Annotated in this window: 11 protein-coding genes and 1 tRNA gene; 11 read left to right on the top strand and 1 reads right to left on the bottom strand. The window is 45.5% G+C overall.

What is annotated here, in order from left to right; genetic code table 11:
• Positions 1 to 182: 182 nt before the first annotated feature.
• The 7 genes from OO774_RS10340 (at position 183) to OO774_RS10310 (ending at position 6900) form a co-directional block, all read left to right on the top strand.
• Positions 183 to 632: an L-alanine exporter AlaE gene (locus tag OO774_RS10340; protein ID WP_264902187.1), complete on the top strand. Its 450-nt coding sequence runs from the start codon at positions 183 to 185 to the stop codon at positions 630 to 632.
• A 144-nt stretch (positions 633 to 776) separates the two neighbouring features.
• Positions 777 to 864 (top strand) — tRNA-Ser (locus OO774_RS10335).
• A gap of 189 nt (positions 865 to 1053) precedes the next feature.
• A complete protein-coding gene (locus OO774_RS10330; protein WP_264902185.1) occupies positions 1054 to 2763 on the top strand; it encodes a class I SAM-dependent methyltransferase in 1710 nt (569 codons plus the stop codon).
• Between the two features lie 692 nt (positions 2764 to 3455).
• A complete protein-coding gene (locus OO774_RS10325; protein WP_264902184.1) occupies positions 3456 to 4661 on the top strand; it encodes a hypothetical protein in 1206 nt (401 codons plus the stop codon).
• Between the two features lie 74 nt (positions 4662 to 4735).
• On the top strand, positions 4736 to 5110 hold the full coding sequence (locus OO774_RS10320) for a hypothetical protein (RefSeq protein WP_264902183.1): 375 nt from the start codon (positions 4736 to 4738) through the stop codon (positions 5108 to 5110).
• The gene (locus OO774_RS10315; RefSeq protein ID WP_264902182.1) at positions 5073 to 6659 is read left to right on the top strand and encodes a sensor domain-containing diguanylate cyclase; all 1587 of its coding nucleotides are present in this window, start codon (positions 5073 to 5075) and stop codon (positions 6657 to 6659) included. Before OO774_RS10320 ends, OO774_RS10315 begins: the two co-directional genes overlap by 38 nt.
• Positions 6628 to 6900 (top strand): hypothetical protein, encoded by a 273-nt coding sequence (locus tag OO774_RS10310; protein ID WP_264902180.1) that lies wholly within the window; start codon positions 6628 to 6630, stop codon positions 6898 to 6900. The genes OO774_RS10315 and OO774_RS10310 overlap by 32 nt, the downstream gene beginning before the upstream one ends.
• Before the next feature lie 174 nt (positions 6901 to 7074).
• Here the strand turns inward: OO774_RS10310 and OO774_RS10305 are convergent, their stop codons facing one another.
• Positions 7075 to 7614, bottom strand: a complete 540-nt coding sequence (locus OO774_RS10305; RefSeq protein ID WP_264902178.1) for an XRE family transcriptional regulator — start codon at positions 7612 to 7614, stop codon at positions 7075 to 7077.
• Positions 7615 to 7713: 99 nt separating this feature from the next.
• Here OO774_RS10305 and OO774_RS10300 point away from each other — a divergent pair, with 99 nt between their 5' ends.
• From OO774_RS10300 to OO774_RS10285, 4 genes are all read left to right on the top strand, one after another.
• Positions 7714 to 8877: a benzoate/H(+) symporter BenE family transporter gene (locus OO774_RS10300; protein ID WP_264902177.1), complete on the top strand. Its 1164-nt coding sequence runs from the start codon at positions 7714 to 7716 to the stop codon at positions 8875 to 8877.
• A 694-nt stretch (positions 8878 to 9571) separates the two neighbouring features.
• A complete protein-coding gene (locus tag OO774_RS10295; RefSeq protein WP_264902175.1) occupies positions 9572 to 10711 on the top strand; it encodes an efflux RND transporter periplasmic adaptor subunit in 1140 nt (379 codons plus the stop codon).
• 2 nt (positions 10712 to 10713) lie between these two features.
• Positions 10714 to 13875, top strand: coding sequence for an efflux RND transporter permease subunit (locus tag OO774_RS10290; protein WP_264902174.1), 3162 nt, complete (start codon positions 10714 to 10716; stop codon positions 13873 to 13875).
• Positions 13876 to 13971: 96 nt separating this feature from the next.
• Positions 13972 to 14424 (top strand): MarR family transcriptional regulator, encoded by a 453-nt coding sequence (locus tag OO774_RS10285; protein ID WP_264902173.1) that lies wholly within the window; start codon positions 13972 to 13974, stop codon positions 14422 to 14424.
• Positions 14425 to 14427 lie beyond the last annotated feature (3 nt).

Here is a 14427-nt window from a genome sequence, read left to right as displayed (position 1 = left end):
GGTGCATTAAACTACTTTCGTTGCAAATTTTGGTTATAAATTTACATCTTTATTTTAAAAATAGAACCATAAACTACAATTGTTGTGATTTAATAGCGATATAATCTGGATGGTTAGCTAATGTGTAGTTAATCGTATTTATTTTTCTATTAATTGCAGTGTTTGATTTTAGAGGTTGCTAAATGAAGTCTCGTGGACCATTTTGTATTCGTAATGCCGCAGCGGATACCTTTGCTATGGTGGTTTTTTGCTTTGTCACAGGGATGATTATCGAGATTTTGATTTCAGGAATGACATTCGAACAGTCTCTGGCATCACGCACATTATCGATACCGGTTAACATTGCTATTGCTTGGCCGTATGGTGTTTTCCGTGATTGGGTATTACGTCAAGGCCATAGAGTTTCACCGTCTTCATTTATGAAAAACGTGTCTGATCTTATCGCGTACGTGCTTTTCCAATCTCCAGTTTACGCGGGTATTCTACTAGCGGTTGGTGCATCAACCGATCAGATCATCACAGCGGTAGCAAGTAATGCTGTTGTATCTTGCGGGATGGGTGTACTTTACGGTTATTTCTTAGACATGTGCCGCCGTTGGTTTCGGGTTCCTGGCTACTACCAAGGCGCTTAATTGACACTGTTTTGTTCAATTTAGTTACTTAGTGAGCAAACAACAGAAAAACGGAGCTTTTTTTCATGTTTAGCCTTGACCATAGGGCACATAATCATTAAATTAGCGCCTCGTTAGCCAATGATGCTAACCACAATTTGATTCGGTGAGTTGTCCGAGTGGCTGAAGGAGCACGCCTGGAAAGTGTGTATACGGCAACGTATCGAGAGTTCGAATCTCTCACTCACCGCCACATTCTTAAAAAAAGACGTCCTAGGGCGTCTTTTTTTGTACCTGAAAATCAGAAAGTCACTACGTAGCGCCACCTATCTCGATAACTTATTGTGATAAAAGTCACAATAACTCATTATTTATTAATACTTAATCGTCTTATGCAACCAAGCTAATTATCATCATTGAGTGGTGTACGATGGCTTGGTTTATGTCTGTTAATATCTCTTATTACAATAAAAACGCTGTAGAGCTAGCTAAGCAGTATGACTCTCTTGCATTTGAGTCTGTGCACAAGTCTTGGAAGCAGTATTGGCCAGAAAAAGGCGCTAATGTTCTGGATGTTGGCGCTGGGTCTGGGCGAGATGCGAAGTGGTTCAGTGAGCATGGCTGTGATGTGATTGCTATTGAACCGAGCCAACCTTTGCGAGAACTAGGTGAGGAAAACACCGGCTCAGATGTGACTTGGCTGAATGACTCCTTACCTGTCCTTGAACATACTGTCACGCTCGGTATGCGTTTTGACCTGATATTGGTGAGTGCCGTTTGGATGCACTTAGCCGTGTCCCATCGTGAGAGAGCCTTTCGTAAACTATCAAACATGTTAGCGCCAAACGGTAAGCTAGTGATTAGCCTTCGTCACGGTGATTTTAGTGACGGTCGCCAAAGTTATCCAGTATCGGTTGAGGATTTAGAACGGTTAGCGCAAGATCATGCTCTGCAAGTTCAGTTGGTCTCAGATAGTCGAGATACCTTGCAGCGCAATGATGTTCATTGGCAAACCGTTGTTTTGAATTTACCCGATGATGGCTCCGGTAACTTAAATACTGTACGTCGAATAATTGTTAACGACAACAAATCTGCGACCTACAAACTAGCGCTATTAAGGACTTTGCTGCGCATAGCTGATGCTTATCCCGGATCAGTATTGGACCGCAGTGATGGCACAATTGCCCTTCCAGCGGGGCTCGTTGCGCTCTATTGGGTTCGGCAGTTCAAACGTCTCGTCGATATTGATATTGAGGGGCATGGCATTCAGCAGAACTCAAATACCAGCAAAGGCCTAGGCTTTGTGAAAGATGATGGTTGGAATCAGCTCAAACATTTAGCCGCTGATGATTTATGTATTGGTGCTTTGTTTTTTGGGTATGAAGCTCGTGCGATTCAAAAGCTCTTTACACATACATTGAGCACCATAAAAGCAGGACCTGTCACCTTTATCTATCAAGGTGAGAAACATAATAGGTTATTTGATATTCATCCGCCAGCGACCCGTCGTAAACGTTCCGATGCGATCATTTTAGATAACGAATTCTTCTCTAGCTATGGTCAGTTTGTTTTGGATGAAAAGCTATGGGAGTGCTTTCGTGTTTATCATTCATGGATTGAACCGTTGGTGGTGAATCAGTGGATTAAAGAAATGCAGCGTTTTGAGCTCAATCGTACACGTGGTATCTCATTGCAAACTTATCATGATTGCCTTGTTTGGATCGATGCGTCCCGTGATACGCGAGATGTTCGCAAACGTGTTGAGGAGTTGAGAGAGGCGGGGGCGGATATTACGAGTGCTTGGAGCGATACCGTGTTGAAAGATAAATATGACGTGGATCACTGCCTGCCTTTCACATTTTGGCCAAATAATGATAGGTGGAACTTGCTGCCAACGACGAGCAAAGAGAATCGAAGTAAAAGTGATCGAATACCGACACCTAGACGATTAAACCATTCTAAACGTCGCATTTTGGAATGGTGGTTGTTAGCGTGGGGGGACAGCGAACAACATCGACAGCGTTTTTTTACCGAAGCGTCACTCTCTTTGCCTAACTTACCTCCTCAATGTGCTGACTTTGAAGCAGTATTCGAAGCTATGGGGTTACAAGTCAGAGGAGTGAAGAACCGTCTTTTAGTGTCTGAGTGGTAGTAAGAACGCGATAAGCAAAATCTATCCTAGACTGACGTTGGGGTGAATGTCACCACGTATAATGACGCGGGGTGAGAATCTGAAAGATCACTTAATTATCAAGTGGTTGCCTACAACGAGCTAGGTGATTCCTTATATTACAACGGGCACATATGCGGATACTGCTTGAGCTGGTGGAATGGATAAATGTTCGAATGTGGTCATCGTGTCTTTTTGATACGTTACCCTGAGGATCGCATGGAAAACCCCAGCTCCTGTGGCTAAATGCCGTTCGTTTCGCAGCTAACGGCGTCTTTAAGCCTCCAGTTATCCTGAACAACGACGAAGGAGTGTGATTCAGGATCTAATTTCCGCGCATTTTATGGCCGAAATATTTCATTAACTGCTCAGCGCGCTGCGATTAGATTCCTAGTCTCGCTAGAGCTCGCTGGAATGACGCAGATAAAACCGTTAAGCGATTGGCATTAAGCTCCTGTGCCTGTGCCTTTATTGTTTTAAAACCTGCCATTGATTTATCTCATGCCCTTGTTGTACGACTTATATAAATATTCTTGATATATAAGATTGATTGTCTTCAAATTTTTACAAACTAATGTACTATTTATAGGTTTTTCATAGCCATCAGTGATGAGATTGCTTATTTAGCTCAGGTGGTGGTTGTGCAGCGAGTCTTTTGGGGTAAGGGAGTAACCATGACGTTACAGTTACGGGGAGTGTTGCTAGGGGCATTGATTGTTCCTTCAATCAGCTACTCTGGTACTGATATGGTGGAGTTTCGCGGTTTTGGTTCGTTAAGTGGCGCATATTCCGATTCAGAGACGTTGGGCTTTCGTCGGGATATCACGCAAGAGGGCAAAACTAGGCAGTTGAGTTTAAGCCAAGATTCCCTTATCGGGTTACAAACGGACGTTCAGTTCACGGATGCATTAAAAGCTTCGATTCAGGTTGTCGGTAAAGACAGAGTCAACAATAGCCTGGATGAAGCCGTAACGTGGGCAAACGTCAGTTATGACTTTAATAATACATGGAATGTGCGTGTTGGCAGAATCGGCAGTGATCTTACTTTGATAGGTGATGTCGGAAATATCAGCTATGCCTACGACTGGGTGCGCCCGCCAGTTGAATTCTACGGTACGATTCCTTTTTATCACTATGATGGCGCTGAGATTCTGTACCGCCGTTCGCTTAAACATGGTCACTTCTCTGCGAAGATTTTTTATGGCCGTTCGGGCAGTACGTTCAAATACCAAACTGGTGAGTCTGAGTTCGAGCTGGTTCCGTTTACCGGAGCTTCACTTCACTATGAAAACGGTGGTTTCACTTATCGAGCAGGATACGCCCGGACAGAGCTCGCTTCTGTCCATGGTTCTGGTGTGGATTTGAGAAGCTTCCTTGCAGACAGTTCTCACTTGCCAGGTATGCCTGAAACCATGGCTCAGTTCGCAATGGATCGCTCGCCGATTCAATACTTTACCACTGGGTTTGAGTATCGAAATGCGACTTGGAAATGGTTGGCAGAAGCCTCTTATATGGAGCTCGAGTTAGCCACATTATTGCCTTCGTTTGCTGCCTATACAGGCGTTGTTAAACGCTTCGATAATATGGCTCTATATGGGTTAGTCGCTCACACTCACTCGACTCATCATCCCGAATCGGCTAATGCTCAGTTGCCTGAGTCTCTTCGCCGTTACTTACAGATTGCTCTGAGCGAAAGTGATGTTGAGCAAAGTTCGGTTTCACTGGGCGTTCGTTGGGACGTGGCCACAAATATTGCCATAAAAGGACAATGGGATCATAGTTGGGTGTCTGCGGGCAAATCTATGTTATGGGAAGGTGGCGATAGTACGAGTGACGAGCAAGTAAACGTATTCACCTTGGGTGTGAGCTTTATATTTTGACGCCTATGAAAAGAGTTCTCGTTCTACTATTTATACTGTCATGCAGCATGCCGATACGCGCATGGAGCCAGGATTTGGCTGTCATTGTGAATCGAGATAACCCACTCAATACCATCTCAAAACAGCAATTGGTCGATCTTTTTATGGGACGTTCTCCTTACTTTCCTAGTGGAGGAGCAGTAGTGAAACTCGATGCGCCAAGTGCATCTCTGGTTCGCAAAGCGTTTTATCACTCGTTGGTGGATATGTCTTTAAGCGAAGTCAATGCGTATTGGGCAAGGCTGATGTTTAGTGGCCGAGCTACACCGCCAATGCAGGTTCCCCGAGAGCATGATATCGTCAAGCTTGTCGCTGATAATTCTAACGCAATTGGTTATGTGCCCAAAGACACTTATGGAGATTCGAATATCGATGTCAAAGTTGTTTTCGTTCTATCAGTGGATCAATAGCCGGATAGGATTCAAATTGTTGGCATTGATATTTGCTGTTGCCATCATTTTTATCCCCATCACCAGCTTTATCAGTTACCAATATACGTACGGCGAAGTTCAGCAACTGGCTCAGGAGCGTGTGCAACGGTTGGTCTCAATGATCCGATATAACGCATCCATGGCCGCGTATTTGTCGGATATCGATCTCGCATCAGATATTACTGCCAGCCTGGTAGGTAATCCTGAAATAAAAGGTGTACGCTTTAGTGTCGATGAAGACACGCTTGTGATTAGTGGTGAGATATCACGAGATAAGAGCGATATCGTAGAAGTTTTAACACCCCCGTTTGGTGGGGCAAAGCTCGGCACATTAGAGGTTTTTCTCAATCGAGTCTACATTCACCAGCAGGCTCGTGATAAAGGGATCTCTTTGGTTATTTGGCAGTCCTTTTTGGTGGGGACGATCCTGCTTTGTGTGTTCGTGATCTTCCGTCAACTTGTCTCTCGTCCGTTAAATCAATTGTTAGAACAAATCCGCCACGCGCCCGTTGATGGGCCTTTATCTGAGAACGTTATTCAAGTTTCGTCAAGTGATGAAATTGGCTTTCTGGCTCAAAACACTCACAGTCTGATGAACAGAATCTCTAACTTTTATCGTAGTGAAGCGGCGAAAAATAAACAAATTCTCAAACTGGAGCGTCAATTTAGGATCATCTTTGAGCATTCTCATGCAGGCATTGCGTTGATAGATGACAGTAATCAGGTTTATTTGGCAAACCCGTCATTTAAAGCGATCTTTCAGTATGGCGAGCCACACATGAATGAAGTGGCACTGCTTGATCTTTTTGACGATAAGAAAGAGTTTGAATCACTGTTAAAAGACGTCCGTGAGGAGAGCCCCAGTGCGTTTAAAGATTTCCGCTTAAACCGCAAAGAAGATGTTTGGTTGAGAGTGATATGTTCACGCGTAGATCATGAGAAAAAGCAAAATTTACAGCGTTTTGTTGAACTTGTGGTTTACGATATCTCGGATCGTGCACACAAAGAAAAAGCCTTTGTCTACAATGCTACGCACGATGCACTGACGGGGATTTACAATCGACGTGGTGGAGATGTCCGATTTAGAGAATTGTGCCTATCGGCGGAAGAAAGTGGTGCGCATCTAGTCATGATATGGCTGGATTTAAATGATTTCAAAGTCGTGAATGATGAGCATGGTCATGAGGCGGGTGATATTGTCTTGAAGGAACTGAGCTCTCGCTTAAGAAGTATCTTACGCCCGAATGACATCATCGCTCGTTGGGGTGGCGATGAGTTCGTTGTGGCGATTTCGTTGGAAGATATTTCCGTTCTGCCTTCTATTTTGAGTGACATAGAAAGTGCGTTTACTGAATGTATCGAAATCAATGATGATTTCTTCGTTTCTGTCGGCGCTAGTATTGGTGTAAGTACGTCTTTAAATATAGGTTACGACGTTGAACAGTTGCTGATTCGTGCCGATCAGATGATGTACCGAGTCAAACGAGAAGGGAAAAATGGCGCTATCGTTGATGATTTATCACTCTAACCATTGCTGCAATTGGCATTCACACTGTGAGTTGCTCGCGTCTCAGGCAGAAGTTTTGTATGCAGAAATGCAAAAGGTGTCTATCAGCAGGCCTGAGTGTATTTATGTCAGCGCAAACCGAGCTCGGGTACTGCATGACGCCGAAAGCATACGCCGTGACTTAGCGTTCAATATGTGCCAGACGGTTCGTCAGCTAATAACCCTAGACAAAAAGAAACCAGAGCATCAACGCTCTGGCTAAACACAGGAAGAAATAAAGCCCAACTATTCGTTGCCAGTGACACCATATTTAGGGGAACTGGTTGGGGCATCGGCATCTAAAATGTAGTCTTTAATCTGAGACCTATACACTTTCTGTCGCCCTTTTAAGTGCCTGAATGGGAGGTTCGTTCCAATCAACGTTCAATATAGACCGTTATTTTGGATAGCAAACGATGTTTTGAAACGTTGTGGTCTCAGTCGCTGCTTCGTATCCATGCGGTTGATCGCTAAAAAAGCGAATGCTATCTCCCGTTGCCAAGTGATGCCATTCATCATTGAAGTAGACATTCATTTCACCTTTAAGCACGTGAATATGTTCGATGACGCCAACACCATGTGGGGAAGACATTTGGCGATGATGTCCGGTTAGGGTGATCTCAAACATTTCCAAGCCTGAATCTGCTTTATAAGGAAACAGCGTATTTACTTTCATTTTAGCGTCTTCAGGAAACGCGTGATCTGCGGAGCGCAGCTCTGGATCATTAGCAAAAAACGCCGAGAATGACGTGTCCAGTCCACTGGCAATTTTCCAAAGTGTCGAAATCGTCGGGCTGGATTCTTGTCGCTCTATCTGCCCTAACATCGCTTTTGAAACTCCGGTCAATTTTGAAGTGGCATCCAGACTCAATCCTCTTTTTTTCCTTTCAGATTTCAGGTGATGAGCGATCTCGGATTTAAATGCGGATTCATTCATAACTAAATACCTTGTTGTGCGTTATTGCGCACAGTGTTATCTTTTTGTTGTATGTTATAGCGCACGAAGATTTTATCACAAAGCAGGGAAGAACGAAGGATGAAAAAGCTGTTCAATTTAAGTCACTTGTCAGCAGGGTTTACAGCCGTGTTAGTAGGCTACACCAGTTCGGTGGTGATCATCATTCAGGCGGCGACCTCTGCTGGTGCGACACCCAATCAAATAGAAAGCTGGTTGTTAGCCTTGGGCGTCACAATGGGGTTAACCTCCATCGCCTATTCATGGTTTTATAAAACGCCGATACTGACCGCGTGGTCGACACCCGGAGCCGCGATGTTGGTCGTTGCTTCACAGCAGTATGAACTGTCGGTAGTCATCGGTTCTTTTGTCATTTCCGGTGTTCTCATCTTATTAACCGGACTCATTACGCCGTTGAGTCGAGCGCTTGAACGCATTCCGCCACAACTTGGCACTGCGATGCTTGGGGCTATTTTACTGCCGTTCTGTTTGGGCAGCTTTCAGGCAGTCAGCGGTGCACCAATCACCTTTCTAATTATGTTTGCTGGCTTTTTATTGGCGAAAAATACGATGCCAAGGTACGCAATGCTCGTACTTCTTATCCTGGGTGTTGTTTGCGCGGTTGCGGTGGAAGACGCGGCGCTCAACATCGAGGAACTCTCTATTGCTCAGCCTATGTGGGTCACTCCAAGTTTAGATCTCAGTGCGATGCTGAACTTATCCATCCCGCTTTATATCATTACGATGCTTTCTCAGAATCTGCCTGGTATTGCGATGATGAAAAGCTATCAATATGACACGCCAGTGAAACCTATTTTAATGGGCACGGGAATCACCAATATTTTGTCAGCGCCATTTGGTGGTTTTAGTGTCAACCTTGCCGCGATTTCAGCCGCAATTTGTATGACACCAGAAGTAGATTCGGACAAAACACAACGTTACCGCGCAGTGATATGGGCTGGGGTGTTTTATCTGATTGCTGGTGTGTTCGCGACGACAGTCGTGGCGATCTTTTTATCTCTTCCGGACGAAGTCACCAAAATCTTAGCGGGTTTTGCCTTATTAGGGACGTTAATGATGTGTTTGCAATCGGCTTTTCATGACGAAGGATACCGAGAATCTGCACTGTTTACGTTTCTTATCACTCTATCTGGGATCAGCTTTCTTGGTGTGAGCGCGACATTGTGGGGCTTGTTGGTGGGGATGATGCACCTACGCTCAGTCGCTAAGGTTCGCCGTGCGTAGCGATAGGTAAAGAAGAAAAGAATCTGTTCATTGATCCTAACAAGGCTTGTAGTACTAAGAATAAGCACGCAGGCATAAACTTTTAATGCCAATAGCTTAACGGTTTGATTTGTGTCATTCCAGCGAGCTCTAGCGAGACTAGGAATCTAATCGTAGCGTGCGGAGCAGTGAATGAAATAATTTCGGTCATAAAGTGCTCGAAAATTAGATCCTGAATCACACTCCTTCGTCGTTGTTCAGGATGACTGAAGGTTCAAACATGCCGTTAGCTGTTAAACGAACGGAATCTGGCACAAACTTGGGTCATTTTTCGTGCATTAACTAAAATTACTTTTGGTTATCTAAGAACGGTTTCTTAAGCTTATAAGAAATAACTGTGGACTTGGGATCAAATTTTTGTACAAACCAATGGTGATATTTTAATCAAATTGACGCTTTTTAGAGTGTTGTAATTGCACACAGAAAAATGTGATTTCCAACGCAAAATGACCAATTTTGAGATCTCGAGCACACCTTTTAGACAAACGTATTTTGTAAGCGTATAGAAGTGTAAATGTTGTTGTATGTACAACACTGGGTAATTATCATCCTAAGTAATTTTTTAAATGTAACTTTGGCCACTATAACCATAAGTTTATTAGGTATTTTCAGTGCCTAAATGGTTTTTAGAGAAAGTAAGAAAGAGAGATGTTTAATGAGACGTAAAACTACGCTATCGCTGTTGATTGCGTCGAGCCTATTTATGGCTGGATGCCAACCAAGTCAAGAAGGTACGAATCAAGGCGGTGGTGCCGCACAGGCAACAGAAGTTGAAGTGATGACGGTTGAACCTGTTCGTCAAATGTTAACCGTAGAGTTGCCGGGTCGCAGCCGTGCGTTCAAAGAAGCAGAAGTTCGCCCACAGGTGAGTGGTATTGTCTCGGAACGTAACTTTGTAGAAGGTAGTGTTGTCGAACAAGGTCAGTCTCTGTATCAGATTGACGACTCAACCTACCAAGCGGCTCTATTAAGTGCTGAAGCAGAATTGATCCGCGCGAATGCGACTGAAGAATCCACCTTTGCAACGGTTAAGCGTTACCGTGCCCTAATTTCGAAAAAATCGATCAGTCAACAAGATCTCGATGAGGCGGAAGCGGCTTATAAAGAAGCGAAAGCTCAAGCGTTAGTAGCAAAAGCGGCCATCAATACTGCGAAAATCAATTTGTCTTACACTCAGGTTAAGGCTCCTATCAGTGGTGTCATTGGTAAATCAAGTGTCACCGCTGGTGCCTTGGTTACTGCTAACCAGTCTGACACGTTAGCGACGATCCAACAGCTTGATCCAATTAATATCGACATCGTGCAGTCATCAGCTCAATTGCTACGTCTGAAATCTGCTCTGGCGGAAGGACATATCCAGCAAGACGAGTCAGCCGAAGTAACTTTAGAATTAGAAGATGGCTCGACCTATGCGCACAAAGGCACGATGAAGTTTGTCGAAGTGAATGTCGATGAGAGCACCGGCAGTGTCACGCTTCGTGCGGAATTCCCTAACCCAGATGGGTTGCTTTTACCAGGTATGTTTGTTCGTGCCACAGTAATTACGGGTGTGGACCCTGAAGCGATACTTGTTCCTCAAAACACGGTAACTCGTGATGCGAGGGGACAAGCGACCGTCATGGTTGTTAACGCAGACAACGAAGTTGTCTCGACTCCGGTAGCGACAGCTGAAGTAGTTGATAACCAATGGCGTATTATCGACGGCCTAAAAGCGGGCGATAAAGTGATTACGGCTGGTCTACAAAAGGTAGGGCCGGGTAGTTCTGTAAGCATTCAAACCGGTGAACAGGAGTAATCATGGCACGATTCTTTATCGATCGTCCGGTCTTTGCTTGGGTTCTGGCTATTCTGACCATGCTGGCAGGGGTCATGTCCCTGATGAATTTACCGGTATCGCAGTATCCAACCATTTCGCCGCCTACGGTGACGATCACTGCCCGTTACCCGGGCGCGTCCGCAAAAACGGTTGAAGACTCCGTTACGCAGGTGATCGAGCAAAACATGACTGGTCTTGACTACTTACGCTACCTTTCATCAAGCAGTGATGCGTTTGGTAACGCGACGGTCACGCTGACCTTTGATAGCGAAGCCGATCCGGATATTGCTCAAGTACAGGTGCAAAACAAATTGCAGTTGGCGCTGACCTCGTTACCGAGTGAAGTTCAAAGCCAAGGTATTGTGGTTGAGAAATCGAATACTTCTTTCTTGTTGGTTGTCGCTCTGTATTCCGAAGATCCAAATTATACACAGAATGACATCGCTGACTATGTTGTATCCAATATCCAAGACCCTATCAGCCGTGTTTCTGGCGTAGGTAAAGTCCAGGCATTTGGTGCTCAATACGCAATGCGCGTTTGGTTAGACCCGTTCAAGTTGACCCAGTTTAATCTGACTGCGATTGATGTCGCTGGCGCGATCAGTGAGCAGAATGCTCAGGTTTCGTCAGGTCAGCTTGGTGCGGCGCCCGCACAGGAAGGACAACTGCTGAACGCAACCATCTCTTCTGCGAGTCGCTTGAGTAGTGTCGAAGAATTTGAAAATATCATTCTTAAGTCTGATACCAGCGGCGCGAACGTCTACCTGAAAGACGTTGCTCGTGTTGAACGTGGCGCTGAAAGTTACGACATCCAGGGTCAATACAATGGCTTCCCGGCATCGGGTTTGGGTCTTTCTCTGGGGACTGGGGCGAATGCGCTGGAGACCGCAACGGCGGTGAAAGAGCGTTTGGCGCAGTTGCAGGAAAACTTCCCGGCGGGCTTAAAGATCGCGTATCCGTTTGAAACTACGCCTTTCGTTGAAGCCTCTATCCATGAAGTGGTGAAGACGCTACTGGAAGCGATTGTTCTCGTATTTTTGATCATGTACCTGTTCTTACAGAACTTCCGTGCAACGCTTATCCCGACTATTGCGGTTCCGGTTGTACTGCTCGGTACGTTTGCTGTTTTGTATACGACAGGCTTTAGTGTCAACACATTAACCATGTTTGCGATGGTTCTGGCGATCGGCTTGCTGGTGGATGATGCCATCGTAGTAGTAGAGAACGTTGAACGTGTGATGCACGAAGATGGGCTTGAACCTAAAGAAGCGACCAAAAAATCGATGGGCCAGATCACGGGCGCATTGGTTGGTGTCGGTTTGACCTTGTCTGCGGTGTTTGTACCAATGGCGTTTATGACTGGTTCTACCGGGGTTATTTATCGTCAGTTTTCGATAACGATCGTTGCAGCCATGACGCTCTCTGTACTGGTTGCGATCATCCTGACGCCTGCGCTGTGTGCGACCCTGCTGAAGAAAGGCGATGCCGAGCTGTCTGAGAAGAAAGGTTTTTTTGGCTGGTTTAACCGTAAATTTGACTCCTTAACCTCAAAATACGAATCGGGCGTAGCAAGATTATTAAAACGTACGGGTCGTATGATGGTGTTGTTTGTTGCGTTGTCCGTAGGTGCTGGCTGGTTCTTTACTAATCTATCGACGTCTTTCTTACCTGATGAAGACCAAGGCACTGTCTTCTCAATGGCGATTTTGCCACCGAACTCAACGCAGGAGCAAACTGAGAAAACGCTCGACAAGGTACGCGAGTTCTTCCTTGAAGAAGAAAAAGATGCCGTAAACTCGATATTTACCGTGGCTGGCTTTAGTTTCGCGGGTCAGGGACAAAATATGGGTATGGCATTCATTAACTTGAAGGACTGGTCAGAGCGTAAAGAGCCGGGAATGGATGCCGCTTCACTAACGGGACGAGCGATGGGTTACTTCTCGACCATTAAAGAAGCGATGGTCTATGCCTTTGCGCCCCCGGCAATCCAAGAATTAGGTAACGCGACTGGTTTTGATTTCTATCTTCAAGACTCGTTGAACCAAGGGCATGATGCATTGGTCGCAGCGCAAGGTCAGTTACTTGGTATGGCGGCGCAAAATCCAAACCTTGTTGGTGTGCGTCCTAACGGGCAGTCTGACGCGCCGATGTACCAAGTGCATGTCGACCACGCGAAGCTACGCGCTTTGAATGTGAGCATTGATGATGTAAACCAAATCTTGTCTTCTGCATGGGGTGGAGCTTACATCAACGATTACATTGACCGCGGTCGTGTTAAGAAGGTGATGTTGCAGAGTGATGCCGAGTTCCGTATGCAGCCGAAAGACTTTGATTCTTGGTACGTACGTAACTCCAACGGTGACATGGTGCCATTCTCAGCGTTTTCGTATGGTGAGTGGACGTATGGTTCTCCTCAGCTGCAACGTTTTGATGGCTTGCCTGCGATGAATATCCAAGGTGGTGCTGCTCCTGGCGTCAGTACTGGTGATGCGATGGCAGAAATTGAAGGGCTGGTCAAACAATTACCTGAAGGCTTCCAGGTGAAATGGACTGGCATCTCTTATGAAGAACGCCTATCTGGCAACCAGGCTCCGATGCTATACGCGTTGTCGATTCTGGTCGTGTTCCTCGTATTGGCTGCGCTTTATGAAAGTTGGTCTGTACCGTTTGCGGTTGTGCTAGTCGTGCCGCTGGGCGTGCTTGGTGCGGTGCTTGCGGTGATGGGACGAGGCTTGGATAACGATGTGTTCTTCCAGGTAAGTCTATTGACCACCGTCGGTCTGGCAACCAAGAACGCGATTCTGATTGTCGAATTTGCCAAAGAGTACTACGCAAAAGGTGCAGGGCTTATTGAAGCGACGTTGCATGCAATCCGAGTTCGTCTACGTCCAATCATCATGACATCATTGGCATTTGGTCTTGGCGTTGTGCCTCTGGCAATCAGTTCAGGGGTAGGTTCTGCGGGTCAAAACGCAGTAGGTACCGGTGTGCTTGGTGGTATGGTGAGTGCCACATTGTTGGGTATCTTCTTTGTTCCGGTTTTCTTCGTTGTGGTAGAACGTTTGTTTGACCGCAAAGCGAGAAAAGAACAAGAACTTGAAGAACAACAGGCGTTGGCTCAAGAGTCCGAGTCCCAAAAGTAGGCCCTTATAGCTTGAACTAAGGTATACTACTGATAATTTAGTAATATAAGAGCGCTTCGGCGCTCTTTGTGTATGTGCGCTCCAGATTAATCAATCATGAAAGAAAAAAAGATTTCCCCTATTACCGTTTTGGACAATAGCCCTATGTTTGTTTGTGGCGTGATGCAACGTATGTATCGAAATCGTGCACAGGCAGAGCTATCTCGTCAAAGTTTGATCACCTTAGAAATGGCGAGTGCGTTAGCGGCAATCGACGAGTTTCAGCCAATGAGTCAGCAAGCATTAGCGGATGCCGTAATCTGCGAGCGTAGCGTGGCGAAGCGCATGGTGGATAATTTGCAAAAGCGTGGTTTAGTGCAGGTTTCTAAGTGTGAATCTAACCGAAGAATCAAAATGCTAAGTCTGACAACGGATGGCCAACAAACGTTGCAAAAAGTGCATGAGGTCATGATTAACCTACAGCGGGATTTTTTTGCTTGTTTGTCTGAATCGGAATCGCGGGAATTCTTTCATCTGATCAGAAAAGTCACGCTTGCCCATCATGATTGACGA

The organism is Vibrio sp. STUT-A11, assembly GCF_026000435.1.
GTDB lineage: Bacteria > Pseudomonadota > Gammaproteobacteria > Enterobacterales > Vibrionaceae > Vibrio.
Note: the sequence above shows the minus strand (reverse complement) of the source record. Positions and strands in the feature narration are given on the sequence as shown.

Bases quoted from the DNA above. Each gene is read 5' to 3' on its own strand.
- OO774_RS10325 (WP_264902184.1), top strand. From the start codon at position 3,456: ATGACGTTACAGTTACGGGGAGTGTTGCTAGGGGCATTGATTGTTCCT.
- OO774_RS10290 (WP_264902174.1), top strand. From the start codon at position 10,714: ATGGCACGATTCTTTATCGATCGTCCGGTCTTTGCTTGGGTTCTGGCT.
- OO774_RS10300 (WP_264902177.1), top strand. From the start codon at position 7,714: ATGAAAAAGCTGTTCAATTTAAGTCACTTGTCAGCAGGGTTTACAGCC.
- OO774_RS10295 (WP_264902175.1), top strand. From the start codon at position 9,572: ATGAGACGTAAAACTACGCTATCGCTGTTGATTGCGTCGAGCCTATTT.
- OO774_RS10340 (WP_264902187.1), top strand. From the start codon at position 183: ATGAAGTCTCGTGGACCATTTTGTATTCGTAATGCCGCAGCGGATACC.
- OO774_RS10310 (WP_264902180.1), top strand. From the start codon at position 6,628: ATGGCGCTATCGTTGATGATTTATCACTCTAACCATTGCTGCAATTGG.
- OO774_RS10315 (WP_264902182.1), top strand. From the start codon at position 5,073: ATGTCAAAGTTGTTTTCGTTCTATCAGTGGATCAATAGCCGGATAGGA.
- OO774_RS10305 (WP_264902178.1), bottom strand. From the start codon at position 7,614: ATGAATGAATCCGCATTTAAATCCGAGATCGCTCATCACCTGAAATCT.
- OO774_RS10285 (WP_264902173.1), top strand. From the start codon at position 13,972: ATGAAAGAAAAAAAGATTTCCCCTATTACCGTTTTGGACAATAGCCCT.
- OO774_RS10330 (WP_264902185.1), top strand. From the start codon at position 1,054: ATGTCTGTTAATATCTCTTATTACAATAAAAACGCTGTAGAGCTAGCT.